This is a genomic window from Lentzea sp. NPDC020367, assembly GCF_044387305.1.
Classification (GTDB): Bacteria; Actinomycetota; Actinomycetes; order Mycobacteriales; family Pseudonocardiaceae; genus Lentzea.
On the sequence record NZ_JBIRVV010000002.1, the window covers coordinates 474,474 to 500,507 of the forward strand.

The 26,034-nt window shown below is 69.5% G+C and carries 32 protein-coding genes; 5 read left to right on the forward strand and 27 right to left on the reverse strand.

The genetic code is table 11. From position 1 onward, the window contains the following. Positions 1-5 precede the first annotated feature (5 nt). The 12 genes from metK to pyrR all read right to left on the reverse strand — a co-directional run bounded on the left by metK (position 6) and on the right by pyrR (position 12,460). On the reverse strand, positions 6-1,208 hold the full coding sequence (gene metK / locus ACH413_RS09310) for a methionine adenosyltransferase (RefSeq protein WP_319973231.1): 1,203 nt from the start codon (positions 1,206-1,208) through the stop codon (positions 6-8). Positions 1,209-1,246: 38 nt separating this feature from the next. Continuing rightward, positions 1,247-2,455: a bifunctional phosphopantothenoylcysteine decarboxylase/phosphopantothenate--cysteine ligase CoaBC gene (gene coaBC, locus ACH413_RS09315; protein ID WP_360033814.1), complete on the reverse strand. Its 1,209-nt coding sequence runs from the start codon at positions 2,453-2,455 to the stop codon at positions 1,247-1,249. A gap of 38 nt (positions 2,456-2,493) precedes the next feature. Next, positions 2,494-2,772, reverse strand: a complete 279-nt coding sequence (gene rpoZ, locus ACH413_RS09320; RefSeq protein ID WP_045313812.1) for a DNA-directed RNA polymerase subunit omega — start codon at positions 2,770-2,772, stop codon at positions 2,494-2,496. 3 nt (positions 2,773-2,775) lie between these two features. Beyond that, a complete protein-coding gene (gene gmk, locus ACH413_RS09325; RefSeq protein WP_093588062.1) occupies positions 2,776-3,372 on the reverse strand; it encodes a guanylate kinase in 597 nt (198 codons plus the stop codon). Further along, positions 3,369-3,686 (reverse strand): integration host factor, actinobacterial type, encoded by a 318-nt coding sequence (gene mihF, locus ACH413_RS09330; protein ID WP_030481817.1) that lies wholly within the window; start codon positions 3,684-3,686, stop codon positions 3,369-3,371. The genes gmk and mihF overlap by 4 nt, the downstream gene beginning before the upstream one ends. Before the next feature lie 290 nt (positions 3,687-3,976). Then, complete coding sequence (gene pyrF, locus ACH413_RS09335) at positions 3,977-4,789, reverse strand: orotidine-5'-phosphate decarboxylase (protein WP_360032774.1); 813 nt, start codon at positions 4,787-4,789, stop codon at positions 3,977-3,979. Then, positions 4,786-8,088, reverse strand: a complete 3,303-nt coding sequence (gene carB, locus ACH413_RS09340) for a carbamoyl-phosphate synthase large subunit (RefSeq protein WP_360032771.1) — start codon at positions 8,086-8,088, stop codon at positions 4,786-4,788. Before carB ends, pyrF begins: the two co-directional genes overlap by 4 nt. Then, on the reverse strand, positions 8,088-9,200 hold the full coding sequence (carA, locus tag ACH413_RS09345; protein WP_396424929.1) for a glutamine-hydrolyzing carbamoyl-phosphate synthase small subunit: 1,113 nt from the start codon (positions 9,198-9,200) through the stop codon (positions 8,088-8,090). The genes carB and carA overlap by 1 nt, the downstream gene beginning before the upstream one ends. Beyond that, entirely contained in the window at positions 9,197-9,685 is a 489-nt protein-coding gene (locus ACH413_RS09350; RefSeq protein ID WP_360032765.1) for a transporter, read from the reverse strand. The genes carA and ACH413_RS09350 overlap by 4 nt, the downstream gene beginning before the upstream one ends. Next, a complete protein-coding gene (locus ACH413_RS09355) occupies positions 9,682-10,962 on the reverse strand; it encodes a dihydroorotase (protein ID WP_360032762.1) in 1,281 nt (426 codons plus the stop codon). Before ACH413_RS09355 ends, ACH413_RS09350 begins: the two co-directional genes overlap by 4 nt. Further along, positions 10,959-11,891 (reverse strand): aspartate carbamoyltransferase catalytic subunit, encoded by a 933-nt coding sequence (locus ACH413_RS09360; RefSeq protein ID WP_360032760.1) that lies wholly within the window; start codon positions 11,889-11,891, stop codon positions 10,959-10,961. The genes ACH413_RS09355 and ACH413_RS09360 overlap by 4 nt, the downstream gene beginning before the upstream one ends. Continuing rightward, positions 11,888-12,460 (reverse strand): bifunctional pyr operon transcriptional regulator/uracil phosphoribosyltransferase PyrR, encoded by a 573-nt coding sequence (pyrR, locus tag ACH413_RS09365; RefSeq protein WP_089912344.1) that lies wholly within the window; start codon positions 12,458-12,460, stop codon positions 11,888-11,890. Before pyrR ends, ACH413_RS09360 begins: the two co-directional genes overlap by 4 nt. A gap of 257 nt (positions 12,461-12,717) precedes the next feature. Between pyrR and ACH413_RS09370 the strand changes: the two genes are divergently transcribed. Then, a complete protein-coding gene (locus tag ACH413_RS09370; RefSeq protein ID WP_030471611.1) occupies positions 12,718-13,206 on the forward strand; it encodes a transcriptional regulator in 489 nt (162 codons plus the stop codon). 82 nt (positions 13,207-13,288) lie between these two features. On the opposite strand, the gene ACH413_RS09375 is transcribed toward ACH413_RS09370, so the two are convergent. Together ACH413_RS09375 and ACH413_RS09380 are read right to left on the reverse strand one after the other, a co-directional pair. Next, positions 13,289-14,014: an RNA polymerase subunit sigma-70 gene (locus ACH413_RS09375; protein WP_360032757.1), complete on the reverse strand. Its 726-nt coding sequence runs from the start codon at positions 14,012-14,014 to the stop codon at positions 13,289-13,291. An 84-nt stretch (positions 14,015-14,098) separates the two neighbouring features. Then, entirely contained in the window at positions 14,099-14,908 is an 810-nt protein-coding gene (locus tag ACH413_RS09380) for a sigma-70 family RNA polymerase sigma factor (RefSeq protein ID WP_360032754.1), read from the reverse strand. An 88-nt stretch (positions 14,909-14,996) separates the two neighbouring features. Here ACH413_RS09380 and ACH413_RS09385 point away from each other — a divergent pair, with 88 nt between their 5' ends. Continuing rightward, positions 14,997-15,698, forward strand: a complete 702-nt coding sequence (locus ACH413_RS09385) for an NAD(P)H-binding protein (protein ID WP_360032751.1) — start codon at positions 14,997-14,999, stop codon at positions 15,696-15,698. A gap of 12 nt (positions 15,699-15,710) precedes the next feature. Further along, a complete protein-coding gene (locus tag ACH413_RS09390; protein ID WP_360032749.1) occupies positions 15,711-16,352 on the forward strand; it encodes an HD domain-containing protein in 642 nt (213 codons plus the stop codon). Here ACH413_RS09390 and ACH413_RS09395 read toward each other — a convergent pair. The 4 genes from ACH413_RS09395 to ACH413_RS09410 all read right to left on the reverse strand — a co-directional run bounded on the left by ACH413_RS09395 (position 16,349) and on the right by ACH413_RS09410 (position 19,077). Next, positions 16,349-16,885: a hypothetical protein gene (locus ACH413_RS09395; RefSeq protein WP_360032746.1), complete on the reverse strand. Its 537-nt coding sequence runs from the start codon at positions 16,883-16,885 to the stop codon at positions 16,349-16,351. The two genes, ACH413_RS09390 and ACH413_RS09395, sit on opposite strands and share 4 nt — an antisense overlap. Positions 16,886-16,980: 95 nt before the next feature. Then, a complete protein-coding gene (nusB, locus tag ACH413_RS09400; RefSeq protein ID WP_360032744.1) occupies positions 16,981-17,400 on the reverse strand; it encodes a transcription antitermination factor NusB in 420 nt (139 codons plus the stop codon). Continuing rightward, the gene (gene efp / locus ACH413_RS09405; RefSeq protein WP_360032741.1) at positions 17,400-17,969 is read right to left on the reverse strand and encodes an elongation factor P; all 570 of its coding nucleotides are present in this window, start codon (positions 17,967-17,969) and stop codon (positions 17,400-17,402) included. The genes nusB and efp overlap by 1 nt, the downstream gene beginning before the upstream one ends. A 31-nt stretch (positions 17,970-18,000) precedes the next feature. Further along, positions 18,001-19,077: a Xaa-Pro peptidase family protein gene (locus ACH413_RS09410; RefSeq protein WP_360032738.1), complete on the reverse strand. Its 1,077-nt coding sequence runs from the start codon at positions 19,075-19,077 to the stop codon at positions 18,001-18,003. A 35-nt stretch (positions 19,078-19,112) separates the two neighbouring features. Between ACH413_RS09410 and ACH413_RS09415 the strand changes: the two genes are divergently transcribed. Further along, the gene (locus tag ACH413_RS09415; protein ID WP_360032735.1) at positions 19,113-19,523 is read left to right on the forward strand and encodes a B-4DMT family transporter; all 411 of its coding nucleotides are present in this window, start codon (positions 19,113-19,115) and stop codon (positions 19,521-19,523) included. Here the strand turns inward: ACH413_RS09415 and ACH413_RS09420 are convergent. After that, on the reverse strand, positions 19,507-20,115 hold the full coding sequence (locus ACH413_RS09420; RefSeq protein ID WP_360032732.1) for a hypothetical protein: 609 nt from the start codon (positions 20,113-20,115) through the stop codon (positions 19,507-19,509). The two genes, ACH413_RS09415 and ACH413_RS09420, sit on opposite strands and share 17 nt — an antisense overlap. Before the next feature lie 19 nt (positions 20,116-20,134). After that, a complete protein-coding gene (locus ACH413_RS09425; RefSeq protein WP_360032729.1) occupies positions 20,135-20,512 on the reverse strand; it encodes a VOC family protein in 378 nt (125 codons plus the stop codon). A gap of 31 nt (positions 20,513-20,543) precedes the next feature. Here ACH413_RS09425 and ACH413_RS09430 point away from each other — a divergent pair, with 31 nt between their 5' ends. Then, positions 20,544-21,269, forward strand: a complete 726-nt coding sequence (locus tag ACH413_RS09430; RefSeq protein ID WP_360032726.1) for a Long-chain-fatty-acid--CoA ligase — start codon at positions 20,544-20,546, stop codon at positions 21,267-21,269. A gap of 172 nt (positions 21,270-21,441) precedes the next feature. On the opposite strand, the gene aroQ is transcribed toward ACH413_RS09430, so the two are convergent. The 7 genes from aroQ to ACH413_RS09465 form a co-directional block, all read right to left on the reverse strand. Next, a complete protein-coding gene (gene aroQ, locus ACH413_RS09435; RefSeq protein WP_360032723.1) occupies positions 21,442-21,873 on the reverse strand; it encodes a type II 3-dehydroquinate dehydratase in 432 nt (143 codons plus the stop codon). Further along, entirely contained in the window at positions 21,870-22,979 is a 1,110-nt protein-coding gene (gene aroB / locus ACH413_RS09440; RefSeq protein ID WP_360032720.1) for a 3-dehydroquinate synthase, read from the reverse strand. The genes aroQ and aroB overlap by 4 nt, the downstream gene beginning before the upstream one ends. Continuing rightward, the gene (locus ACH413_RS09445; RefSeq protein ID WP_360032717.1) at positions 22,976-23,482 is read right to left on the reverse strand and encodes a shikimate kinase; all 507 of its coding nucleotides are present in this window, start codon (positions 23,480-23,482) and stop codon (positions 22,976-22,978) included. The genes aroB and ACH413_RS09445 overlap by 4 nt, the downstream gene beginning before the upstream one ends. Continuing rightward, positions 23,479-24,678 (reverse strand): chorismate synthase, encoded by a 1,200-nt coding sequence (gene aroC, locus ACH413_RS09450; RefSeq protein WP_360032714.1) that lies wholly within the window; start codon positions 24,676-24,678, stop codon positions 23,479-23,481. Before aroC ends, ACH413_RS09445 begins: the two co-directional genes overlap by 4 nt. 13 nt (positions 24,679-24,691) lie before the next feature. Then, positions 24,692-25,144: an A24 family peptidase gene (locus ACH413_RS09455; protein ID WP_360032711.1), complete on the reverse strand. Its 453-nt coding sequence runs from the start codon at positions 25,142-25,144 to the stop codon at positions 24,692-24,694. A 119-nt stretch (positions 25,145-25,263) separates the two neighbouring features. Next, positions 25,264-25,719, reverse strand: a complete 456-nt coding sequence (locus ACH413_RS09460) for a PTS glucose transporter subunit IIA (RefSeq protein WP_360032708.1) — start codon at positions 25,717-25,719, stop codon at positions 25,264-25,266. Next, positions 25,716-25,952, reverse strand: coding sequence for a glucose PTS transporter subunit EIIB (locus tag ACH413_RS09465; RefSeq protein WP_093588084.1), 237 nt, complete (start codon positions 25,950-25,952; stop codon positions 25,716-25,718). The genes ACH413_RS09460 and ACH413_RS09465 overlap by 4 nt, the downstream gene beginning before the upstream one ends. Positions 25,953-26,034: the final 82 nt, after the last annotated feature.

Below are 26,034 nucleotides of genomic sequence, written 5' to 3' on the forward strand. Positions count from 1 at the left end.
GGTGATCAGGCGCCGGCGGCGTTGCGCAGGGCGTCGGCGCGGTCCGTCGACTCCCAGGGCAGGTCCACGTCGGTGCGGCCGAAGTGGCCGTACGCGGCGGTCGGGGCGTAGATCGGGCGCAGCAGGTCGAGGTCGCGGATGATCGCGGCCGGACGGAGGTCGAAGACCTCCGAGATGGCCTGCTGGATCTTCGACGGGTCGACGGTCTCGGTGCCGAACGTCTCGACGAACAGGCCGACCGGGGCCGCCTTGCCGATGGCGTAGGCGACCTGGACCTCGACGCGGGTGGCGAGGCCCGCCGCGACGGTGTTCTTGGCGACCCAGCGCATCGCGTACGCGGCGGAGCGGTCGACCTTCGACGGGTCCTTGCCGGAGAACGCGCCGCCACCGTGACGGGCCATGCCGCCGTAGGTGTCGACGATGATCTTGCGGCCGGTGAGACCAGCGTCACCCATCGGGCCACCGATGACGAAGCGGCCGGTCGGGTTGGTGAGCAGCCGGACGCTCGAGGTGTCGAGACCCAGTTCGGCGATCTCGGGGGCCACGACGTGCTCGCGCAGGTCGACGCCGAGCAGCTTCTCGAGGTCGATGCCGTCGGCGTGCTGGGTGCTGATGACGACGGTGTCGAGGCGCACGGGCTGGTCGCCCGCGTACTCGATGGTGACCTGGGTCTTGCCGTCCGGGCGCAGGTACGGCACGGTGCCGTCCTTGCGGACCGCGGTCAGGCGACGGGACAGGCGGTGGGCCAGCGCGATCGGCAGCGGCATGAGCTCGGGCGTGTCGGTGCACGCGTAGCCGAACATCAGGCCCTGGTCGCCGGCACCCTGCTTGTCGATCTCGTCGTCGGCGCCCTCGACGCGGTTCTCGAACGCCGTGTCGACGCCCTGCGCGATGTCCGGGGACTGCGCGCCGATGGCGACGTTCACGCCACAGGAGTTGCCGTCGAAGCCCTTCTGCGACGAGTCGTACCCGATCTCCAGGATCTTCTCGCGGACGATCGTGGGGATGTCCGCGTACGCCTCGGTGGTGACCTCACCCGCGACGTGGACCTGGCCGGTGGTGACCATCGTCTCCACGGCGACGCGGGAGCGCGGGTCCTTGGCCAGCAACGCGTCCAGGATCGAGTCACTGATCGCGTCACAGATCTTGTCGGGGTGTCCCTCGGTCACCGACTCACTGGTGAACAGCCTGCTGCTGTGCTGGCTCACGGACACTCCTTGTTCGAGGGGCTCAACAGGGAAAAATTCTACTGAGAATCAGTCAAGCGAACGGTAACCGCGTCCCACACAGCGGACGCCACTTGTGTTTTGGGGCCGTGCGGTATAGGCGTCTCGGCGCCGTCCGGGGACAGCAGCCAGCCGGCGTTGTCCTCCTGCTCGAACGCCTTGCCGTCGCCGACCGCGTTGAGCACCAGGAGGTCGCAGCCCTTGCGCCGCAGCTTCGCCCGTCCGTAGTCGAGCACCGACGTCGTCTCGTCGCCGGTCTCCGCCGCGAACCCGACGATCAGCTGGCCCGTCCTACGTGCGGAAACGAGCTCCACGAGGATGTCGGGGTTCTTCGTCAGCGCGATCGGGTCCGGGTCGCCGTCGGTCTTCTTGATCTTGTGCCCGGTGAGCGACAACGGCCGGAAGTCGGCCACCGCGGCGGCCATCACGACCACGTCCGCGTCCGCCGCGACCTTGTGCATGGCCTCGCGCAACTCCACGGCGGAGCCCACACGTACGAGGTCGACACCGGCAGGTGTGGCCAGATCCGCTGTGTTTCCCGCGACCAAAGTCACTCGGGCACCGCGTTGCGCCGCCACCCGTGCGAGTGCATAGCCCTGCTTGCCGGACGAGCGGTTGCCGATGAACCGGACCGGATCGAGTGGTTCTCGCGTGCCACCGGCGGAAATCGCGACGTGCACACCTTCGAGTGTCCTCGCGAGGGCGTCGCGGCGCACCAGCAGCAGCCGGGCCAGTTCGACGATCTCGGCGGGGTCGGGCAGGCGACCCTTGCCGGTGTCCTTGCCGGTGAGACGGCCGGACGCGGGTTCGGCGACGATGACACCGCGACTGCGCAACAACGCCACGTTGTGCTGGGTGGCCGGGTGCTCCCACATCTCCGTGTGCATCGCCGGCACCAGCAGGACCGGGCAGCGCGCGGTCAGCAGGGTGTTCGTCAGAAGATCGTCCGCGAGGCCGTGCGCGGCCTTCGCGATCAGGTTCGCCGTGGCCGGGGCGACGACGACGAGGTCGGCGTTCTGCCCGAGTTTGACGTGCGGCACCTCGTGCACGTCGTCGAACGGGTCCGCGGACACGACCTGGCCCGACAGCGCCTCGAACGTGGCGGCTCCCACGAACTTCAGCGCGCCCTCGGTGGGGATGACCCGCACCGAGTGGCCTGATTCGGTCAGTCGCCGCAAAACCTCACAGGCCTTGTACGCGGCGATGCCCCCGCCAACCCCAAGAACGATCTTGGGGCGAACAGGGGCACCAGCGTCAGATGACGCAGTCACTCGCCCTCGGTGTGCTCAAGCAGACCCGCGTGGATCTCGCGAAGAGCAATCGAGAGGGGCTTCTCACGCGGGCCCGGCTCGACGAGCGGGCCGACGTACTCGAGCAGGCCCTCGCCGAGCTGCGCGTAGTAGTCGTTGATCTGGCGGGCACGCTTCGCGGCGTAGATCACCAACGCGTACTTCGAGCTCACCTGCTCAAGCAGGTCGTCGATCGGCGGGTTGGTGATGCCCTCCGGAGAACCGGTCAGGTGACCGAGCTCGGTGTGGGTGATCACTCGTCAATCTCCTGAATTTCGTGGTCCGACCATCAAGGATAGCAAGTCGGACGCGGCCGACTGCACGTCGGCGTTCACGACGACCTCGTCGAACTCCTTTTCGGCCGCCAGCTCCTCGCGGGCGATGGCGAGCCGGCGTTCGACGACGTCCGGGTGTTCGGTGCCTCTGCCGGTCAGCCGGTCGACCAGGTGCTCCCAGGACGGGGGCGCCAGCATGACCAGCTGGGCGTCTGGCATGGCCACGCGGACCTGCCGCGCGCCCTGGAGTTCGATCTCCAGGAGCGCGGGGCGGCCCGCGGCCAAAGCTTCTTCGACGGGCCTGCGAGGGGTTCCGTAGTGGTTTCCGGCGAACTCGGCGTGCTCGAGGAACTCGCCAGCCTCGACCATCTGCTGGAACTTCTCGTGGTCCACGAAGTGGTAGTGCACTCCGTCGACCTCGCCCGGCCTCGGCTTCCTGGTGGTCGCCGAGACGGAAAAGTAGATATCGGGTTGCTGGCTGCGCAGCTCCGTCAGAACGCTGGACTTGCCAACGCCGGACGGCCCGGACAAGACGGTGAGGCGGGAACGGGCAGAGCCCGTTCCCGCCTCGGTGCCAATCACTCTCCGCTGAACTCGGAGAGCAGGGCCTTGCGCTGACGGTCACCAAGACCGCGCAGGCGACGGCTGGGAGCGATCTCGAGGCGCTCCATGATCTGCTGAGCACGCACCTTGCCGACACCCGGCAGGGCCTCAAGCAGCGCGGACACCTTCATCTTGCCAAGGATCTCATCGCTCTCGGCGGACTTCAGCACGTCCGTCAGGGTCGTGCCGCCACGCTTGAGGCGCTCCTTGAGCTCAGCCCGAACGCGACGAGCGGCAGCAGCCTTCTCCAGCGCTGCGGCCCGCTGCTCCTCGGTAAGCTGGGGAAGAGCCACGATTTCCTCCGTGTGGATTCTTTTCGGATCGGTGCCGCGACCGTACCGACCGCAATTGCCTGAGTACAACGTGACCCAGTCAGGTAAATCTTCAGCGGTCATGATTGCGGCGGGTGGTAGTAGTACCAACACCCTCCGGCGGCCTGATCACCGCCCTCCGGCAACTCATCGCCCACTCTAGGTGTGCTATGAGGCCGGTGACCAGCGGGGCAGCCGGTGGCGTGGACCCTACCAACACATGTTTGCCCTGGTGAGCGCACCACACCCCAAAAGGCGTGGCGCGCCCCTCCTCAGAGGCTCTGCTGAACCCTCTGCACCGCGCTGACCAGCGAAGACACGTCGGGGCCGTGCTTGAGAACATCTCGTGAAGAAGTCGGAAAGACGTTGCGCATGTCGGGTCCGAAGAGCCGTTTTAGATCGGCCACGGAGCCTCCCTGAGCGCCGAAACCGGGCGCCAGGATCGGTCCGTTGAACCCGGAGAGGTCTACATCCGTTTCCCCGATCGTGGCACCCACGACGAGACCAACATCGCCGCACGGGGAAATGCCTGAATTCCGAGCGGAGGCGAAATCGATGATCGTCTTCGCGACGGTTCGCCCGTCTGGAGCAACCGCCCGCTGGACCTGCGCACCTTCCGGGTTCGAGGTGAGGGCGAGCACGAACACGCCCCTGCCCGTCGCCCGCGCCGTGTCGAGCGCGGGCTGCAGCGATCCGAAGCCCAGGAACGGGGAGATCGTGACCGCGTCACCGGCCAGTGGCGAGCCGTCGCCCAGGTACGCCTGGGCGTAGGCGGCCATGGTGGAGCCGATGTCGCCGCGCTTGGCGTCCACGAGCACCAGCGTGCCCGAGTCGCGCAGCTCCGCGATCACCCGCTCCAGCACGGCGACCCCACGCGACCCGTAGGCCTCGAAGAACGCCGCCTGCGGCTTCACCATCGCCACCCTGCCGCCGAACGCCTCCACGGCCGTCAGAGCGAACCGTTCGAGGCCCTCCGCGGTCGGGGAGAGGCCCCACGCCTCCAACAGGCTCGGATGCGGGTCGATGCCGACGCACAGAGGTCCGTACGCCTCAACGGCTTTCGCGAGTTTGTCGCCGAAGGTCACTTGTCACCCCGCAGAGCGGCCTGGAGGGCCTGCAGCGGCTGGACGCCGATGTCACCCTGGATGAGCGCCTCGATGCCGTGCACGGCCGCGGCAGCGCCCTGGATCGTGGTCACACAAGGGATGTCCTTCGCCACGGCGGCGGTGCGGATCTCGTAGCCGTCGATGCGCGGGCCGCTGTTGCCGTACGGCGTGTTGAAGATCATGTCGATCTCGCCGGCCAGGATCATGTCGACGACGTTGCCCTCGCCCTCGAAGTGCTTGCGCACCTCGGTGCACGCGATCCCGTTGCGCTTCAACACCTCCGCCGTGCCCGCGGTCGCCAGGATCTGGAAACCGAGGTCGGCCAGCCGCTTGACCGGGAAGATCATCGCGCGCTTGTCGCGGTTCGCGAAGGACACGAACACCTTGCCCGACGTCGGCAGCGAGCCGTACGAGGCCGTCTGCGACTTCGCGAACGCCTTGCCGAACGACGAGTCGATGCCCATGACCTCGCCGGTGGACTTCATCTCCGGGCCCAGCAACGAGTCCACGCCGAGACCCTCCGGCGTGCGGAAGCGGTGGAACTGCATGACCGCTTCCTTCACCGCGACCGGCGCGTGCTCGGGCAGCCGGGCACCGTCACCGGTGGCCGGCAGGATGCCCTCCACGCGCAGTTCCGCGATCGTGGCGCCGAGCATCACGCGGGACGCGGCCTTGGCCATCGACACCGCCGTCGCCTTGGACACGAACGGCACCGTGCGCGACGCACGCGGGTTTGCCTCCAGGACGTACAGCACGTCGTCCTTGAGCGCGTACTGGACGTTCAGGAGCCCCTTCACGCCGATGCCCTTCGCGATGGCCTCGGTGGAGCGGCGGACGTTCTCGATGTCGGAGGCGCCGAGCGTGATCGGCGGCAGCGCGCACGACGAGTCGCCGGAGTGCACACCGGCTTCCTCGATGTGCTCCATGACACCGCCGATGAACACCTCCTCGCCGTCGCACAGCGCGTCGACGTCGATCTCGATGGCGTCGTCGAGGAACCGGTCGACCAGCACCGGGTGCTCGGGCGTCACCTCGGTCGCGCGGGCGATGTAGCCCGACAGCGACTCCTCGTCGTACACGATCTCCATGCCACGGCCGCCGAGCACGTAGGAGGGCCGCACGAGGACCGGGTAGCCGATCTCGTCCGCGATCTCCTTGGCCTCGCTGAACGACGTGGCCGTGCCGAACTTCGGCGCGGGCAGGCCGGCCTCGGTCAGCACCTTGCCGAACTGGCCGCGGTCTTCGGCGAGGTGGATCGCCTCGGGCGTCGTGCCCACGACGGGCACACCGGCGTCGGCCAGGCGCTGCGCCAGGCCCAGCGGCGTCTGGCCGCCGAGCTGGACGATCACGCCCGCGACCGTGCCGGAGCGCTGCTCGGAGTGCACGACCTCCAGCACGTCCTCGAACGTCAGCGGCTCGAAGTACAGGCGGTCCGACGTGTCGTAGTCCGTCGACACCGTCTCCGGGTTGCAGTTGACCATCACGGTCTCGTACCCGGCCGCCCGCAACGCCATGGCCGCGTGCACGCACGAGTAGTCGAACTCGATGCCCTGACCGATGCGGTTCGGCCCGGAGCCGAGGATCAGCACCTTCGGCTTCTCGCGCTGTTCCGCGACCTCGGACTCGGCCTGAGGGTCGAGCTCGTACGCCGAGTAGTGGTACGGCGTCTCGGACTTGAACTCCGCCGCGCACGTGTCGACCGTCTTGTAGACCGGACGCACGCCCAGACGGTGCCGCAGCCTGCGCACGCCGTCCTCACCGGCCAGTTCGGACCGCAGCACCGCGATCTGCCGGTCGGAGAGCCCAGCGCGCTTCGCCTTGCGCAGCAACGGCTCGTCGAGCACGGGAGCGTCCAGCAGCTCCTGCCGCAACGTGCCGAGCCACGCGATCTGCTCGATGAACCACGGGTCGATCTTCGACGCGTTGTACACGTCCTCAATGGACGCGCCGAGTCGAAGAGCACGCTCGACCGTGTAGAGGCGCCCGTCGTGGCCGCGCTCCAACTGCTTCAGAGTGGACTCCAGAGTAGTGCCCTCCGGGTCCGGCTGCGTCCAGAAACCGACCGATTTCGTTTCCAGCGAACGCAGCGCCTTACCCAGCGCCTCCACGAAGTTCCGGCCGATCGACATGGCCTCGCCGACCGACTTCATCGTGGTGGTCAGCGTCGGGTCCGCGCCGGGGAACTTCTCGAACGCGAACCGCGGCGCCTTCACGACCACGTAGTCGAGCGACGGCTCGAACGACGCCGGGGTCTCCCCCGTGATGTCGTTGGTGATCTCGTCGAGCGTGTAGCCGATGGCGAGCTTCGCGGCGATCTTGGCGATCGGGAAGCCGGTCGCCTTCGACGCGAGTGCCGACGACCGCGAGACGCGCGGGTTCATCTCGATGACGACCATGCGGCCGTTGTCCGGGTGGATCGCGAACTGGATGTTGCAGCCACCGGTGTCGACGCCGACCTCGCGGATGACCTGGATGCCGACGTCGCGCATGTGCTGGTACTCGCGGTCGGTCAGCGTCATCGCCGGCGCGACCGTCACCGAGTCACCGGTGTGCACGCCCATCGGGTCGATGTTCTCGATCGAGCAGATGACGACGACGTTGTCGTTGCGGTCGCGCATCAGCTCGAGCTCGTACTCCTTCCACCCGAGCACGCTCTCCTCGATGAGCACCTCGGTGACCGGGGACTCCTCCAGGCCGATCGCCGCGAGACGCTCCAGCTCCTCCGCCGTGTACGCCATGCCGGAACCCAGGCCGCCCATGGTGAACGACGGGCGGATGACGACCGGGAGACCCAAGTCGGCGACGGTCTTGCGCACCTCGTCCATCGACTTGCAGACGGCCGAGCGCGGCACCTCGGAACCGATGCCCCGCACCAGGTCCTTGAAGATCTGCCGGTCCTCACCGCGCTGGATGGCGTCGATGTCCGCGCCGATCAGCTCGACGTTGTACTTCTCCAGCACACCGCGCTCGTGCAGCGCGATGGCCGTGTTGAGCGCCGTCTGACCGCCCAGCGTCGCCAGGATCGCGTCCGGGCGCTCCTGCGCGATGACCTTCTCCACGAACTCGGCCGTGATCGGCTCGATGTAGGTGGCGTCGGCGAACTCGGGGTCCGTCATGATCGTCGCCGGGTTGGAGTTCACCAGGCTGACCCGGATGCCCTCTTCGCGCAGCACGCGGCACGCCTGGGTACCGGAGTAGTCGAACTCGCACGCCTGACCGATGACGATCGGACCGGAGCCGATCACCAGGATGTGCTTGAGATCAGTCCTCTTCGGCATCAGCGGGCCTCATTCATCAGCGTCACGAACTCGTCGAACAGGGGCGCGGCGTCGTGCGGACCGGCCGCGGCCTCGGGGTGGTACTGCACGGAGAACGCCGGCGCGTCGAGCAGCCGGACGCCCTCGACGGTGCCGTCGTTCGGGCAGTAGTGCGACAGCACGGCGCGGCCGAACTCCGAGGAGAACTCCTCACCGGGCGTGCCCTCCAGCGCGAACCCGTGGTTCTGCGAGGTGATGGCGACCTTGCCGGTGGTCACGTCGATGACCGGGATGTTGATGCCGCGGTGGCCGTAGCGCATCTTGTACGTCCCGCGGCCGACCGCGCGGCCCAGGATCTGGTTGCCGAAGCAGATGCCGAACAGCGGCAGCTTGCGGCCCAGCGCCTCCTTCGTCAGCGCGATGGCGTGGTCCTGCGTGGCCGGGTCGCCCGGGCCGTTGCTCAGGAACAGGCCATCGGGGCTGACCTTCAGGATGTCCTCGAAGGAACTGGTCAGCGGCAGCACGTGCACCTCGATGCCGCGCGCCGCCATCATCCGCGGGGTGTTCGACTTGATGCCCAGGTCGAGCGCCGCGACGGTGAACTTCTTGGCACCGATGGCCTCGACCACGTACGGCTTGTCCGTGGTGACGTCGACCGCGAGGTTCGCGCCGACCATCTCCGCCGACGCCTTGACCTGCTCGACCATCGACGCGTCGTCGGTGAGCTCGGAGCCCGAGAACACCCCGGCGCGCATGGCGCCCCGCTCGCGGATGTGGCGGGTCAGGGTGCGGGTGTCGAGGCCCGCGATGCCGACCACGCCCTGGTTGGTCAGTTCCTCGTCGAGGCCGCGCTTGGACCGCCAGTTCGACGGCGTGCGCGCGGGGTCGCGGACCACGTACCCGGCGACCCAGATCTTCGAGGACTCGTCGTCCTCGTCGTTCCAGCCGGTGTTGCCGATCTGCGGCGCGGTCTGCACCACGATCTGGCGGTGGTAGGAGGGGTCGGTCAGGGTTTCCTGGTACCCGGTCATGGCCGTGGAGAACACGACCTCGCCGAGCGAGACGCCGGTCGCTCCGTACGCCTCACCGCGGAAGACACGTCCGTCTTCCAGCACCAATGCCGCGTTCGTCACGCCTTGCCTCCCACGAGTGCTGCAACCCATTCTTGGTAAACGTCCTTGTCGTCACCGCGGAACCCGGTGTCGAACAAGTGGCCTTCGTTCTCCCACTGGACCACCAGAAGGCCTTCTTCGCTGAACATGACCTTCCCGGCCAGGCCGCGGTCGGTGCGGGCGTCCCGGATGGACTCGGCGGGGATGAAGATCGGTGACGCGCCAACGCGTTCGATGGCGACACCTTCCGGAACGAGGCTCAGCGTGGCCTCGGCGCGGAAGCCGATGTCCCCGACCTGGACGCGGTCCTGCCAGTTGCCCGCGTTCGTCGTTCCGATGTAGACGCCCGTGGTCGCGAGCTTCGGCGCGCCCAGGGCGGCCGGCGTCGAGGGGAACGCGGGCAGGCCGGCCTGCTCGCGCTGGCGGCGCTTCCAGCCGTGCCACATGCCGTAGACGCACAGCGCGAAGAAGATGAAAACCGCCAGGGACAGGAGAATGCGCGTCATTCCGCAATCCTCCCCGCCAGTGCGGTCACCCGGCCACGCAAGATGGTGGCCGTCACCGCGGCGGGCAGTTCCATGCCCTCGAACGGGGTGTTGCCCGCGATGCTCGCGAGCTCCGCGCCGTTCACCGTCCACGACGCGTCCGGGTCGACCAGCACGAGGTTCGCGGGCTCGCCGACCGCGATCGGACGGCCCTGGTCGGTCAGCCCGGCGATCTCGGCGGGCTTCTCGCTCATCACCCGCGCGACGCCGCGCCAGTCCAGCAGGCCGGTCCGCACCATCGTCTCGACGACGATGCCGAGCGCGGTCTGCAGGCCGAGCATGCCCGGACGGGCCGCCGACCACTCGCAGTCCTTGTCCTGGATCGCGTGCGGGGCGTGGTCCGTGGCGACGCAGTCGATGGTGCCGTCCGCGAGCGCCTGCCGCAGCGCGTCCACGTCGGACTGCGTGCGCAGCGGCGGGTTGACCTTGTTGACCGGGTCGTAGGTGGAGAGCCGGTCGTCGGTCAGGATCAGGTGGTGCGGGGTGACCTCGGCGGACACCTTGGTGCCGCGGGCCTTGGCCCACTTCAGGACGTCCGCCGTGCCGGTGGTGCTGACGTGGCAGACGTGCAGCCGCGCGTCGACCTGCTTCGCGAGGATGCAGTCACGGGCCACGATCGACTCCTCGGCCGCCGCCGGCCAGCCCTGCAGTCCGAGCCTGGAGGCGTTCTCGCCCTCGTGCGCCTGGGCACCGACCGTGAGGCGCGGTTCCTCGGCGTGCTGGGCGATGACGGCGTTGAGGGCCTTCGAGTACTCCAGCGCGCGGCGCATGATCAACGGGTCGTGCACGCAGTGGCCGTCGTCGGAGAAGACCCGGACGTTGGCCTTGGAGTTCGCCATCGTGCCGAGCTCGGCGAGCTTCTCGCCCTTCAGACCCACGGTGACGGCGCCGACCGGGTGGACGTCGACCAGGCCGACCTCCTGGCCGCGGCGGGCGACGTGCTCGACGATGACGGCGTTGTCGGCGACCGGATCCGTGTTGGCCATCGCGAAAACGGCCGTGTAGCCACCGAGTGCGGCGGCCTTGGAGCCCGTCTCGATGGTCTCGGTGTCCTCGCGGCCCGGCTCACGCAGGTGGGTGTGGAGGTCTACAAAGCCGGGCAGCAGAACCGCGCCGTTGCCTTCGATGATCTCGGCGTTCTCGTCCGTACCTTCTGCGATCACGCCGTCGCGGATCAGCAGGTCGATCGGATCACCCTCGCCGTAGGGCCTGACTCCCTTGAGAAGCAAGGGTTTCACGCGTTTTCCTCCTCGTGGGCAAGCAGGTGGTACAGCACGGCCATGCGCACGTGGACACCGTTGCGGACCTGCTCGGTGATCGCGGCCTGCGGGCTGTCGGCGACGACGGAGGCGATCTCCATGCCGCGCAGCATCGGGCCGGGGTGCAGCACGACGGCGTGCTCTGGCAGCAGCTTCAGCCGCCGCTCGTTGAGGCCGTACGCGATCGAGTACTCGCGCGAGCTCGGGAAGAACCCGCCGGTCATCCGCTCGGCCTGCACGCGCAGCAACATCACGGCGTCCTGCGAGGCGAGCTCGGAGTCGATCTCGTGCGAGACCGCGACCGGCCACTTCTCGACGCCGGTGGGCAGCAGGGTCGGCGGCGCGACCAGCGTGACCTCGGCACCGAGCGTGGTGAGCAGGTGCACGTTCGAGCGCGCCACGCGGCTGTGCAGGACGTCGCCGACGATCGCGACGCGGCGGCCGTCGAGGCTGCCCAGGCGGTCGCGCAGCGTGGCCGCGTCGAGCAACGCCTGCGTGGGGTGCTCGTGCATGCCGTCGCCGGCGTTCACCACGGACGTGCTGGTGTGCTTGAGCCAGCCCGCGAGCCGGTGCGCCGCACCGGAGGCGGGGTGGCGCACGATCACGCAGTCGGCGCCCGCGGCCTGCAACGTCAGCGCGGTGTCGCGCAGCGACTCACCCTTGCTGACACTGGAACCGGAGCTGCTGACGTTGATCACGTCCGCGGACATCCACTTGCCGGCGATCTCGAACGACACCCGCGTGCGCGTGCTGTTCTCGTAGAACATCGTGATCACCGTGCGGCCGCGCAACGTCGGCAGCTTGCGGACCTCGCGGCCGAGCAACGCCTGCTTGAGGCGGTCCGCGGTGTCGAGGATCGCGATCGCCTGGTCGCGGTCGAGGCCGTCGGTGGAGAGCAGGTGCTTCACTTCAGGACCACTCCGTCGCGGCCGTCGAACTCTTCGAGCATCACGACGACGTCCTCGGTCTTGGACGTGGGCAGGTTCTTGCCGACGTAGTCCGCGCGGATCGGCAGTTCGCGGTGACCGCGGTCGACGAGCACGGCGAGCTGGACGGCGCGGGGCCGGCCGTGGTCGCGCAGCGCGTCGAGGGCCGAGCGGATCGTGCGGCCGGAGAACAGCACGTCGTCCACGAGAACGACCAGCTTGTCGTCGATGCCGCCCTCGGGCAGCTTCGTCGCTTCCAGGGGCCGCGTGGGGCCTCTGCGCAGGTCGTCGCGGTAGAGGGTGATGTCGAGCGTGCCCTCGTGCACCGTCCGGCCGGAAAATTCGGCGATCTTAGCGGCTAGACGTCGTGCGAGGGGGGCTCCCCGGCTGGGAATACCCATCAAGACGACGTCGGGTGCGCTGGGTGCATCGAGTGCGGTCTTCTCGATGATCTGATGGGCCATTCGGGCGACAGTGCGCGCGACGTCACCGGCCGAGAGAATCTCGCGATCCCCGGCCGGATCCGTCGCGCCACGTTGACGTGACGCCACGGCTGGACCTCCTTCCCCGCCTCACTGGACGGGTCCTTAAAGGACGTCGGACACCTAGTGACAACTAGGCTGACCTGCACCGTATCACCTACGGACGGTCAACCATCCGAGTGGTGTGCCAGGCGTGGCGCGCGTCTCTCCTTGAGATCAGCTTGACCTGCCGACCACGGCGAGTAATCATTACTCTGCGTATCGATCGAAGCCTCCCCGCAGCACGCCGGTACTGCTGACGGGGCGAATGAACGGAGAACCGCCACATGGGCGACTACGCCAAGGCGCTGGGGGCCAAGCTCCGCGCTATCCGCCAGCAGCAGGGTCTGTCCCTGCACGGCGTCGAGCAGAAGTCCGGCGGTCGCTGGAAGGCCGTGGTCGTCGGCTCCTACGAGCGCGGTGACCGCGCGGTGACCGTGCAGAAGCTGGCCGAGCTGGCCGACTTCTACGGCGTTCCCGTCGCCGAGCTCCTGCCCGAGGGCCGCGTTCCCTCCGGTGCCGAGCCGGCCACCAAGATCGTGATCAACCTCGAACGGCTGCAGCAGCTGCCGGTCGAGAAGGTCGGACCGCTGGCCCGCTACGCCGCGACCATCCAGTCGCAGCGCGGGGACTACAACGGCAAGGTCCTCTCCATCCGCACCGAGGACCTGCGTTCGCTCGCGATCATCTACGACATGACGCCGGGCGAGCTCACCGAGCAGCTCATCGACTGGGGTGTGCTGCCTCCCGAGGCCCGCCCCGCGAAGGAAGACTGAGCTTCACACGCCGTTCATGGCTCCCCCGACGTCCTGCTGGTCGCCCTGAGGACGTTCGAGGGAGCCATGTGCGTTCTCGAGGTCATTCGGGTGAGAACAGCCGCCGGACGTGCTCCCGGTCCGTGATCGCGTGGATCGCCGCGATCTTCCGCTCGCGCACCGTGAACGCCACCAGCGCGACCGGCTGACCGTCCACTGTCGACACCAGCCCGGCCTCGCCGCCGACGACCGCCGGTTCCATGCACGGCGCGGCCTGCATCACCGCGGTCTTGTGCGCGACCATGCCGGCACCCCGCAGCCAGATCCCCTCCGAGCGCAGCGTCACGTCCGCGTCCAGCACGTTCTCGCCCGCCATGAACGCGTCGACGACCTCGCGCTGTCCTGCCAGGTCCACATCGGACACCGGTCTGCCCGCCACCCGCTTGCGCGCCCGCGCCTCCACCTGCAGCGCGCCCAGCGGTGTGCGGCCGATCAACGGCGCCACCTGCTCGAACGGCTCCTGGAACATGTCGTGCAGCACGTAGGCGACGCGTTCGTCGCGGGTCAGCGCGTCGAGTGCGGTCAGCACACCGAGGCCGGGTTCGTGGTTCGGCTCCCTGCTCACGACCGGGTCCGGCATCTCGAAGCCGTTCTTGGCCCGCACGCGCAGCATCGTGAGACTCACGCGTGCGACGACCGTGCTCAGCCAGCCGGGCTCACCGGTCTTCTCGATCTTGCGGCGCGCCTCCCGCACCGCGTCCGCCGCCTCGGCGAACCGGCCGAGCATCCGGTAGGCGAGCCTGTCCCCCTGGTCCAACTCCCCGATCATCGTTGGTCCCCTTCACCTCGAGCGCCCACCTCAAATAGACACCTGGCGGGCGTTCGACGTGACCAGTGACAGCAGTGGTATTGCTCACGGAATAAGTGCGGCCAGTTGCTGCCGGTCCTGGATCACGTGGATAGCGGCGATCCGGTCGTCGCGCACCGTGAACGCCATGATCGAGAACACCACGCCGTCCACCCTCGTGACGAAGCCGATCTCGTCGCCGATGACCGCGAACTCGACGGCGGCCAGCGCGGCGTACTTGCGGAACAGGCTCGCACGGCCCGCGACGGTCCGCCCGCCGACGACCCGCAGGTCGCCCGCGCGCAGCACGGCGTCCGGGTGCAGCACCGCGACCAGGCCTTCGAGGTCGCCCTCCCGGGACGCCCTGAGGAACGCCTGCACCACTTCGCGCTGCTTGGGCAGGTCGACGTTGGGCTGTGGCCGGTCCTGCACGCGCTTGCGGGCCCTGCTCGCCAGCTGACGCGCGGTGGCCGGGGTCTTGTCGATCAACGGCGCGATGTCGTCGAACGGCACGGCGAACAGGTCGTGCAGCACGAACGCCAGCCGCTCGTCGGGCTTGAGCGAGTCCAGCACGATCAGCATCGCGAGCCCGACCTGGTCCTTCGCGACGGCCTGCTGCTCGGGCTCCTCCCCCGTCTCGATCACGGGATCGGGCATCTCGAACGCGTGCTCCCGCCTGTCGCGCAACATGTTCAGGCACACCCGCCCGACGACGGTCGTGAGCCACGCGGCCGGGTTGTCGATCTCGCTCGTGTCGGCGCGCTCGACGCGGAGCCAGGCGTCCTGCAGCGCGTCGTCGGCCTCGGCGAACGACCCGAGCATGCGGTGGGCGATGGCGCGCAACCTCGTGCGCTCCTGCTCGAACTGCGCGATCAAAGCTTCCCCCTGTGGCCTGGCACACACCCTGTCACGTTCCCGCGCGCCGCCGGGTCGACCGGGCAACGACTCATTCGGGAGGGTAATCATGAAGATCCTCGTCACCGGCGGCACCGGCACGCTCGGCAGGCACGTCGTCGCCGCGCTGCGTGCGGCCGAGGCGGACGTGACCGTGCTGAGCCGCCACGGCGACATCGCCTGCGACCTGCTCGGAGAGGTGCCGCCGCTCGAGGCCGACGTCGTGGTGCACCTCGCCGGCGGGCAGAAGGGCGACGACGTCGCGACCCGCAACCTGCTGGCGGCCTGCCGGGACGTCCGGCACCTCGTGTACATCTCGGTGATCGGCGCGGACACCGTGCCGCTGGCGTGGCTGTGCACCAAACTCGCCTGTGAACAGGCGATCGCGGACTCGGGCATCCCGTTCACGATCCTGCGCGCGGCCCAGTTCCACGACCTGACGCTGACCATGGTGCGCGGCCTGGCGAAGCTGCCGGTCGTGCCGGTGCCGGGCCTGCGGCTGCAGCCCGTCGACGCTCGTGACGTGGCCGCGCGCATCGTCGAGCTGGCGCTCGGTGCGCCCGCCGGACGCGTCACGGACATCGCCGGCCCCGCGGTCTACGAGCTGCGGCAGCTCGTGCGGGACTACCTGTCGGTCACGGGCAAGCGCCGTCTCACCGTGCCGGTGCGGCTGCCGGGCAAGGCCGGACAGGCCTACCGGGACGGGCGGAACCTGACGCTGGACGGCGACCACGGCGCCCGCACGTGGGAGGAGTTCCTCGCCGATCGGTAGAATCCCGGCAACGTGACCTCTTCCGACGCAGGACTTCTCGCCGATCAGAACCCGCTGCCGTCCGGTGTGGACTCCCGGCTGCGCGAGCACCTCACGTTCCTGATCGAGGTCGATCAGCTCAAGACCGTGCTGCGCGCGTCCCCTCTCGCGGCGGCGGACCGGCGGGAGAACGACGCGGAGCACTCGTGGCACCTCGCGCTGATGGTGCTGACTCTCGCGGAGTACGCCGACGAACCGATCGACGTCGGCCACACGATGAAGCTCGTGGTCGTGCACGACCTGGTCGAGATCTACGCGGGTGACACGCCGATCTACGACACCGAACTGGGCGAGAGCCAGCAGGAACGCGAGGAGGCCGCCGCCGACCGGTTGTTCGGAATTCTTCCCGACGACTCGGGACGCGTGCTGAGGGCGTTGTGGGACGAGTTCGAGGCGCGGTCGACGCCCGAGGCGCGGTTCGCGAAGGCCATGGACCGGCTGCAACCGTTGCTGCTCAACTGGATGGCGAAGGGCGGGACCTGGCGGACGCCCGGTGTGACGGCCGATGCCGTGCGCGGTCGCAAGGCCGTGATCGGCGAGGGCTCGACGAAGCTCTGGGAAGCGGCGCTGGAGCTGATCGACGAGGGCGAGCGGCGAGGCTGGGCGCGGTCCTAAGGGGTGTGCCAGCCGCCGACGAACCACTCCACGTCGCCGGTCTCCGGGTCGTAGCGACGGCGTTCGATGGTGCCGATGTCGGCGCCGTAGACGTGGATGCCGATGGTCGGCTCCTCCGATTCGGCCACGACCGAGTGAACATCGTCGTCGGTCGTGCAGCACACGGTGACCTCGCCGCGCCGGAAGATCTGCTCGCCCAGCTCGATCAGGGGACCTGGTCCGGTGGGCTTGGCGTAGCGGATCTCGCGTTCGGCGCCGGAGTAGATGCCGACGGCGCCCCACGTCTCATGGCCGTGCACGGGCGTGCGCTGTCCTGGCGCCCACACGACGACGGCGACGCACCAGCCGAGGGCGAGGTGCAGCGGGTAGTTGACGTGGTGGTCGGGCGACGGGCGGGTGAGTTCGGGCGGGAGGCGGTAACCGCTGTCCAGCAGGGCGGACAGGCGGTCCGCGACCCGTTTGGTGATCTCATGCTCGTCGTCGGAGGCGGCCACGATCGACGCCACGTCGTCGAGGAAGGTCTGCAGGTTCATGACCTGAAGCCTGGGGCAGCGCCCGTATGACGTCCAATGCCAAAACCGCGGGCATCCCATCAACCTGGTTGATGAGACACCCGCGGAATGGGGAACTACAGGACGGCGCGCAGCTGGTCCGCGATGACCGCGATCCGGCCGAGCACACCGTTCACGAACCTCGGCGAGTCGTCCGTGGACAGGCCCTTGGCGAGCTCCACGGCCTCGTCGATCGCCACCGCGTCCGGCACTTCGGTCGCCCACAGCAGCTCGTACAGGCCGAGGCGCAGGATCGCGCGGTCGACCGCCGGCATGCGCTGCAGGGTCCAGCCCTCGGCGTGCTCCGAGATGAGGTCGTCGATGCGCGACCGGTGTGCGGTGACGCCCTCGACGAGCGTCACCGTGTAGTCGTTCACCGGCGGCACGTCGGGAGACCCGACGCGCGAGGCCAGCAACGTCACCGCGTCGCTGCCCAGCAGGTCGGCTTCGTAGAGGAAGTCGACCGCGCGCTTGCGGGCCTTGCTCCGAGCACCCATCAGGACTTGTCGCTGATGCGGCCGAGGTAGCGGCCGTCGCGGGTGTCGACCTTGATCTTCTCGCCGGTCGTGACGAACAGCGGGACCTGGATCTCGGCGCCGGTCTCCAGGCGGGCGGGCTTGGTGCCGCCGGTGGAGCGGTCGCCCTGCAGGCCCGGGTCGGTGTGCTCGATGATGAGCTCGACCGACGTCGGGAGCTCGACGAACAGCGGGACGCCCTCGTGCGTGGCGACCATCGCTTCCTGGTTCTCCAGCAGGTAGTTCGCGGCGTCGCTGACCGTCTCGGCCGAAACCGGGATCTGGTCGTAGGTGTCGCCGTCCATGAAGATGAAGTCGGTGCCTTCCTTGTAGAGGAAGGTCATGCCGCGCTTGTCCACGGTGGCGGTCTCGACCTTGGTGCCCGCGTTGAAGGTCTTGTCGACGACCTTCCCGGTCAGCACGTGCTTGAGGGTCGTGCGCACGAAGGCGCCACCCTTGCCGGGCTTGACGTGCTGGAACGCGGTGACGGTCCAGAGCTGGCCGTCGAGGTTCAGCACCAGGCCGTTCTTCAGGTCGTTCGTGGTGGCCACGGTGGGATTTCTCCTGTGTAGGACGGGGGTGTCAGACGACCACGAGTTCTTTCGTGGTCAGGGTGAGGAGCTCCGGCCCGCTCTCGCGGACCACGAGGGTGTCCTCGATGCGGACCCCGCCCCGCCCCGACAAGTAGACGCCGGGCTCGACGGTGACCGCCATACCGGCCGAAAGTGTACCGGCACCCGCCTTCGACAACGCCGGTGCCTCGTGGATCTCCAGCCCGACCCCGTGGCCGAGGCCGTGCAGGAACTCGTTCCCGTGCCCGGCCTTCTCGATCACCTCGCGCGACGCGTGGTCGACGTCGCTCACCCGCGCGCCGGGCGTGAGCGCGTTGCGGCCCGCCGCCTGCGACCGCGCGACCAGGTCGTACAGGTCGCGCTGCCAGTCCGCGGGCTTGCCGAGGACGAGCGTGCGGGTCATGTCGGAGTGGTAGCCGTCGACCAGTGCGCCGAAGTCGAGCTTGATGAGGTCGCCCACGTGCAGGGTCGCGTCCGTCGGTGAGTGGTGCGGGACGGCCGAGTTCGCGCCGAACGCCACGATCGAGGAGAACGACGGGCCCTCCGCGCCGTGGTCGAGCATGCGGCTCTCCAGCTCGCGCGCGACCTCGCGTTCGGTGCGGCCGGCACGCAGCCCGCCGTGGCCGATCAACGCCCCGAGGGCGCGGTCCGCCGCCGCGCACGCCATCCGCAGCGCCTCGATCTCGACCTCGTCCTTGACCAGCCGCAGCTTCTCGACCAGGCCGCCGGCCTTCACCAGCTCGGCCTTGCCCGCGGCCGCGGTCAGCTCGTCCAGGCCGTCGACCGTCACCTGGTGGCTCTCGAACCCGAGGCGGCCCTTCGCGCGTTGGGCCAGCGCCGTGTCGCACGGGCGGTCGATCAGCCGTTCCAGGTCCGGCACCTGCTTCGCCGACTGGGTGAGATAGCGGCCGTCGGTGCAGAACACCGTCGTGTCGTCGCCCGCCGCGCCGATCAGGACGGCGGCGTTCGATCCGGTGAACCCGGTGAGGTACCGGACGTTCAGCAGGTTCGTGACGAGCAGCGCGTCCAGGTTGGTGGCCTGGAGCTCCTGGCGGAGGGCGGTTCGGCGTGCGGCGTACGACGACATGTCTCGCAGCGTACGGCCAGTCCTAAGCTGTCCGCATGCGTCCTTGGTTCGTCCGTGCGTTGTGGATGGGGCTCCTGCACGGAGCCGTGCAGACCGGCGTGGCGGCCGTGGGCGTGCGCAGCCCCGAGGCCTCCTCGGTCCGCCCGATCGCGATCGGGCTGCTGATCGCCGCCGCCGTCATCTGGGGCGCCGTCGACACGGCGCGCGACCTGGACGGGCGCGGCATGCAGTGGTTCATCGCGGCGCTGATCGCGGGCCCGTTCGCGGGCGCGCTGGGTGTGATCGGGACGGCGTTGCTGGTCGACCAGACCGGGCAGGAGGCGCTGTGGGTGGCGCTGACGGGCGGCGCGGCGTTCACGGCGTTGCTCGTGCTCGCGCCCGCCGGGCTGGGGATGCTGCTGGGCGGGTTCCTGGTGGGCAAGGACCCGGCTAGTCCGAGGAGCTGACGAGGAGCAGGTAGCGCGCCGAGTTGCTGAAGGTGCCCGACTCGCCCTTGACCAGCAGCTCGTGTTCACCGGGCTTGAGCGGCGGGATCCACGCCCACAGTCCGCAGCCCTGCGCCGGCACCCGTCCCTCGCGCTGCCCCACCACGTTGTCGCGCGAGGCCTGGTAGGTGATCGCGACCGGCGCGATCCGGCGCAGTTCCACCAGTTGCCCGTCGAGGGTCACCGAGCCCTTGGCCGCGTCCATGAACGACGCGCAGTTCGTGTCCGTGGAGGCGAGGTTGAGCGCGGGACCGGCGAGCGGGCGCCCGGCGGGCACCTGGCACCTGCGGTTCACGGCGCCGCCGAACGTGCCGGCGAAGAACCACACGTCCTTCGGCTGGTTCTCCGCGCACCACTGCCCGGTGTCGTCGACCACGGGGTTGCGGTTCTCCGGACTCGACGCCGCCCACGTCCACCACCGCGCCTGCAGCTCCTGATCGGACAACTGCTCGCCTGCGGCCGTCGTCGTCTCGCTGCTGACGGGCGCGGGCTCCGGCGCGGCGGCACACCCGGCCAGGAGCAGGGCGAACGCGGCGATCCAAGGTCTCGGCACGATCAGCATCTTCACACGTTCAGATGGCGACCAGCTCGATTTCGAAGCCGTCCTCGTTCTCCAGGAACGCCGCGTAGTGGTCCGGTCCTCCCGCGTGAGGGTGCCTGTCCGCGAACATGAGTTTCCAGCCGTGCGCCTCGGATTCCCGGGTCAGCCGGTCGACGTCCTCGCGGGTGCCGGTGTGCAGGGCGAGGTGGTTCAGGCCCGCCTTCATCCGGTCGTGCGGCCCGGTCATGGCCGGGGACTGTTCGACCACCACGTAGGTCTCGCCGAGCTTCCAGCTGACGCCGGCGCTCCAGCGCTGGTGCTCGGTCCAGCCCAGTTCGGTGAAGATCCACCCGAACGTGGCCTCGGCGCGGGCGAGATCAGGCACCCACAGTTCGACGTGATGCAGCATTCCGGGCTCCCCTGGCTCCTACGATCGGCTCGTGAAGATCGTCTCGAACGGCGAGCGACCCGACCTCCAGGGCCCCGCCCAGGCCTCGCTGCGGGACGGCTGGCCACCGTTCGTGCTGCGCGGCCAGATCCCGGCGGCCCATCGCGACGCCGTGGCCGAGTATTTCCCGCGCTACGACGTGCTGCTTCTCGATGACGACGCGGTGCTGGCGCGGGCGACGGCGGTCGCGCTGCGCTGGGACGGCGAGACGCTGCCCGACGGCGGGTATGACGGCGCGCTGGTCGCGGCGGTCACCGAACACGAGGCCGGGGTCGCGCCGGACACCCTTTGTGTGGTGGCCGCGACCGTGCGGTCCGACCGCACCGGTGGCGGGCTGGCGGGGAAGGTGCTCACCGGCCTGCGCGAACGGGCCGCGGCCGACGGGCTCGCGCGGGTGATCGTGCCGGTCCGGCCGACGCTCAAGGCGACCTACCCGCTGACCGCGATGGAGGACTTCCAGCGGTGGACGCGCGAGGACGGCCTGCACCTCGACCCGTGGATCCGCACGCACCAGCGGCTCGGTGCCACGATCCTCGGACCGGCGGCTCGGTCGATGGTCGTGACCGGCACCGTCGCGCAGTGGGAGACGTGGACGGGGATGGCGTTCCCGCAGACCGGCCGCTACGTCGTCGCGGGAGGGCTGGACCTCGTGGCGATCGACCGGGAGCGCGACCAGGGGCGCTACGAGGAGACGAACCTCTGGATGCGCCACCGCTGAGCTGGCGGCGAGATTCAGAGCGTTGGCCGGGTGGTTCACGCACAGCGGAGCGTCTCACGGCGTGACCGGAACGTTGACTGAGTGCTTCACGCACAGCGGAGCGCCTCACGGCGCGACCCGGAACGTCGGCCAGGCGGTTTACGCACAGTGGAGCGCCTCGCGGCGCTCCACGTCACTGCCTCTTGAGCGCCAGCCAGCGCAGTGCGAGCAGGTAGCCCTCGACGCCCAGGCCCACGATCACGCCGCTCGCGATGGCCGAGATGACGCTGTGGTGCCGGAACTCCTCGCGCTGGTGGATGTTCGAGATGTGCACCTCGACCAGTGGCGCGGTCAGCTGGGAGCACGCGTCGCGGATCGCGATCGAGTAGTGCGTCCAGGCGGCGCCGTTGAGGACCACGGGGATCGAGGCGTCGGCGGCCTCGTGCAGCCACGCGACCATCTCGCCCTCGTGGGCGGTCTGGCGGACCTCTACCTCGAAGTTGAGTTCCTTGCCCTCGGCCACGCACATCTGGACCAGGTCCGCGTACGTCGTGCGGCCGTAGACGTCCGGCTCGCGGGTGCCGAGGCGGTCGAGGTTCGGACCGTTGAGGACGAGGACCCTCACAGCAGCACCTTTCCGGAGCCCGTGGTCGGTTCGGCGGCGACGGCCGAGTAGGCGGCGGCGATCAGGGACGGGTCCGGGCCTTCGAGGCGGCCCGGCTTGGCCAGGCCGTCGAGGACGACGAAGCGCAGGACGCCCGCCTTGTTCTTCTTGTCGACCTTCATGCCCTCCATGAGCTGCGGGAGGGCGTCCGGGTCGTAGGAGGTCGGGAGGCCGAGCAGTTGCAGCACGCGCTTGTGGCGGTCGGCCGTCTCGTCGTCCAGCCGGCCCGTGAGGCGGGCCAGTTCGGCGGCGAAGACCAGGCCCACGCTGATGGCGGCGCCGTGGCGCCAGCGGTAGCGCTCGCGGCGTTCGATGGCGTGGCCGAGGGTGTGGCCGTAGTTCAGGATCTCGCGCAGGTTCGACTCGCGCAGGTCCGTGGTGACGACGTCGGCCTTGATCTGGATCTTGCGGCGGACCAGGTCGGCGAGCACGTCGCCGGTCGGGTCGAGGGCGAGCGCGGGGTCGGCCTCGATCAGGTCGAGGATGACCGGGTCGGCGATGAAGCCGCCCTTCACGATCTCGGCCATGCCGGCGATGAGTTCGTTGCGCGGCAGCGTTTCCAGCGTCGCGAGGTCGACGAAGATCGCGTCCGGCTCGTAGAACGTGCCTACGAGGTTCTTGCCCGCGTCGGTGTTGATGCCGGTCTTGCCGCCCACGGCGGCGTCGACCATGCCGAGCAGCGTCGTCGGGATGTTGACCAGCCGCACGCCGCGCATCCAGGTGGACGCGACGAAGCCCGCGAGGTCCGTGACCGCGCCGCCGCCCAGGCCGACGACGACGTCGGAACGCGACAATCCGATCTTGCCCAGCACGTCCCAGCAGAAGCCGGCGACCGCGAGGTCCTTGCCGTCCTCGGCGTCGGGGACCTCGACGCGGTGCGCGTCGACGCCCACGGCCTTGAGCTCGTCGACCAGCACCTTCGCCGTCTCGGCCAGTGTCGGCTGGTGGACGATCGCGATCTTCGCCGTGTTCTTGAGGAACTCGACGATGTCGCCGAGCAGACCACGGCCGATCACGACGTCGTAGGCCTTCTCCGCGGCGACCCGGATGCGCACGGGCTCGGTCATGCTTGCACTCCCTCGATCACCGCGTCGGTGACCTGTTCCGGGTCCAGCGAATCCGTCAGGACCTCGATCGTCGCGACCTCGCGGTACAGCGGCAGGCGCGCGTCCAGCAGCGCCTTGAACGTCGCCCGCGGGTTGATGCCGGACAGCAGCGGCCGCGAGGACGACAGCCCGGTGCGGCGCACGCCCTCGGCCATGCCCACGTTCAGGAACACGACGGTGTGCTCCTGAAGGCGCTCGCGGGTCGCCGCGGACAGCACGGCTCCCCCGCCCAGCGCCAGCACGCCCTCGTGCTCGACCAGCGCCTTGGCGACCGCTTCCTCTTCCATGGCGCGGAAAGCGGGCTCGCCGTCGTCGGTGAAGATGTCCGAGATGGGCTTGCCGGCCAGCGCGACGATGTCCGCGTCGGCGTCGCGGAACGGCAGGCCCAGGCGGGCCGCGAGCAGTTCGCTGACCGTGGTCTTGCCCGCGCCGGGCGGGCCGACCACGACGTAGCGGGGGCTCACATGCCCTCCCAGCGGGCTTCCAGGGCCTTGAGGTACGCGTGGGCGTTGCGGCGCGTCTCGTCGAGCGAGTCGCCGCCGAACTTCTCCAGCGCGGCCTCGGCCAGCACCAGCGCGACCACGGACTCCAGCACGACACCGGCACGCGGCACGGCGCAGACGTCCGAACGCTGGTGGATCGCGGTGGCGGCCTCACCGGTGCGCACGTCCACAGTGGCCAGTGCGCGCGGGACCGTCGAGATGGGCTTCATCGCCACGCGGACGCGCAGGATCTCGCCGTTGGTGATGCCGCCTTCGAGACCACCGGCGCGGTTCGAGCGGCGCGTCACGCCGACCGGGCCGCTGCCGCGGTCGATCTCGTCGTGGGCCTGCGAACCCCAGCGCTGGGCGGAGGTGAAGCCGTCGCCGATCTCCACGCCCTTCATCGCCTGCACGCCCATCAGGGCGGCGGCCAGGCGGGCGTCGAGGCGGCGGTCCCAGTGCACGTGCGAGCCCAGGCCCGGCGGCAACCCGTAGACGAGCACCTCGATCACGCCGCCGACGGTGTCGGCGGCCTTCTGCACGGCCTCCACCTCGGCGACCATCGCGGCGGTGCCGCGGGAGTCGAAGCAGCGCACCGGCGACTCGTCGATCGCGGGCAGGTCGTCCGGCGTCGGCAGCGCGGAGTCCTCGGGCGTCACGGCCTTGCCGATGGACACCACGTGGCTCAGGACCTGGACGCCGAGCAACTGCTGCAGGAACTGCCGGGCGACCGTGCCCAGCGCGGTGCGGGCGGCGGTCTCACGGGCCGAGGCGCGCTCCAGCACCGGGCGGGCCTCGTCGAAGCCGAACTTCTGCATGCCCGGCAGGTCGGCGTGACCGGGGCGCGGGCGAGTGAGGGCCTCGTTGCGGCCCGTCGGCTTGAGCAGGCTCGGGTCGACCGGGTCCGGCGACATGACCGTCTGCCACTTGGGCCACTCGGAGTTGCCGATCGTGACCGCGACCGGACCGCCCTGGGTCTTGCCGTGGCGCACGCCGCCGAGGATCTCGACCTCGTCCTGCTCGAAGCCCATCCGGGGCGAGCGACCGAAACCGAGCCTGCGGCGCCCGAGCTGGGTGACCAGGTCCTCGGTGGTCACCTCCACTCCGGCGGGCATGCCCTCCAGGACGGCGACGAGAGCGGGGCCGTGTGACTCTCCAGCGGTGATCCAGCGCAGCACGTTCACAATCCTTTCACAGCGTCGTCAACGCCCAGGTGGCGGCCAGCAGCCCCGGTCCGTGCGGCACGGCACGGCTGCGCCGCAGCGCGGCGACGACGAGCGTGACCGCGCTGGACAGGATCGCCGCAGGTAAGAGGGACGGCAGCGGGAGCACCGCGCCGAGACCGAACGCGAGCTTCACGTCCCCGCCGCCCATGAGCGCGGGCCGCCACCGCCGGACGGCGAGATGCGCGCCACCGAAGACGAGCGCCGACAGCACCGCCGCTCCCACCCCGTGGAACTGCAGGAGCAGCAGGGCGGCACCCAACGGGAGGGTCAGCGCGTCCGGCAACCGGTGGTGCCGCAGATCGATCATGGCGAGCACGATGCCGAACCAGGCCAGCAGGAACGACGAGGGTGGAGCGTCCAGGACGGCGGCGACCGTCCACAGGGAACCCAGCACAGACGCGAGCAGGACCGTGGTCATGACACCACGGTCCTGCTCGGCACGACCTGGCACAAATTTCGGCCTGTCGTGAACGGTCCGTTCACGCACAGGCTTCACGGTGCCTCAGAAAGGGCTGGGAGAACGCCCGGAACAGCGGTTCAGCGAGACCAGTCGAACAGGGCGTCGTTCGCCGCGACGTCGACGTCCAGCGCGAGGTCGGCCAGCACCTCGGCGGACGCGTCCAGCGCGATCACCGGGCAGATCGGCGCGAACCCGGCCGCCTCGACCTCGGCCGGGTCCCACGTCACGATCTTCTGACCGGCCCTGACCTGCTCGCCCTTGACGACGTGCAACTCGAAGCCCTCGCCCTTGCGCTTCACGGTGTCGATGCCGAGGTGGACCAGGACGGCCGCCCCGTCACCGTTGGCGACCACGAACGCGTGGGGGTGCAGCGTGACGATGGTCCCGTCGAGCGGCGACACCACGTCGGACTTCGATCGAACCGGCTCGACGGCCACACCGGGGCCGACCATCGCCTCGGCGAAGACCTGGTCCGGAACGGCGGAGAGCGCGACCACCCGGCCGGCGACCGGGCTGCCGACGCGGAGGCTCACAGGAGGTCCTCGATGTCCGACGCGATGGTGTCCGCCTCGGGTCCGACGACGACCTGGACGACGTTGCCGGAGCGCATGACTCCGTGTGCTCCCAACGCCTTCAGGGCCTTCTCGTCCACGACGGAACCGTCCTCGAGCTCACACCGCAGGCGGGTGATGCACGGCTCGATCTCGACGATGTTGTCCCGTCCGCCCAGCGCGGCGAGGATCTTCTGAGCCTTCTCGTCAGCCACGTTCGTACCTCTCGTTCCCGTAACAGCGGTTGACACCCGCTCGGTGCGCGGAGCATTCTCCCGCACCAACTGGTCTAGACCG